The 832-nt window shown below is 73.8% G+C and carries 1 protein-coding gene; it reads left to right on the top strand.

The genetic code is table 11. The features are described 5' to 3' along the window. A partial coding sequence (locus ROTAS13_RS25270; RefSeq protein ID WP_075823720.1) for a dihydrodipicolinate synthase family protein occupies positions 1–767 on the top strand: 767 nt, incomplete at its 5' end. Positions 768–832 lie beyond the last annotated feature (65 nt).

Genomic DNA, 832 nt, shown 5'->3' with positions numbered 1-832 from the left:
GCCATCGGGCGGGGGTGATCGCCGGCGTCGGCGGTGGCTGCACCCAGGCCGCGGTGGAACTCGCCGCCACCGCAGCCCGGGGCGGCGCGACGGGCCTGCTCTGCGCCGCCCCGCCCTATATCCGGCCGAGCCAGGATGGCATCCGCGCACATGTCCGGGCCGTGGCGGCCGTCAGTCGCCTGCCGCTCGTCCTCTACGACGTGCCATCGCGGACAGGCGTCGCCATCGCCGACGAGACCGTGGCGTCCCTGCGCGACGGCGGGCTGGTCCAGGCCTTCAAGGATGCCACGGCGGATATCGGCCGCCCGGCGAGGCTGCGCCGCCTCTGCGGCGCGGATTTCCCGCAGCTCTCGGGCGACGACGCCACCGCCGTGCCGCACCTGCTGGCGGGTGGGGCGGGGTGCATCTCGGTCGCCGCCAACCTGCTGCCGGCGCTCTGCACGGCCCAGTACCGGGCCTGGGCGGCCCGTGACGCCGGGATGCTCGCCGCGCTGCACCAGAGCCTTTCGCCGCTGCATGAGGCGCTCTTCACGGAAAGCAATCCCGTGCCCCTCAAGGCCGGGCTGGAGAGCCTGCGGCTCTGCGATGGCCGGCCGCGCCTGCCCCTGATCCGCGCCCGCGTGGAGACCCGGATGGCACTGGAGCGGCTTCTCGGCACGCTTCTTCCGCAGGAGGAACTGCTGGCGGCCCGGCCGGAGGACATGCCGTTCCCGGCATCCCGCCCCGTCCATCCGGGCGCGGAAGCGATGCCCGGCAAGCTCCACTAGGAGCGAGGCCAGGCCGGGAAGCCTCCCGGCCTTCCACCTGTCTCTTGATCACATCTACGCACAGC

The organism is Roseomonas sp. TAS13 (genome assembly GCF_001950415.1).
GTDB lineage: Bacteria > Pseudomonadota > Alphaproteobacteria > Acetobacterales > Acetobacteraceae > Roseomonas > Roseomonas mucosa.
Note: the sequence above shows the minus strand (reverse complement) of the source record. Positions and strands in the feature narration are given on the sequence as shown.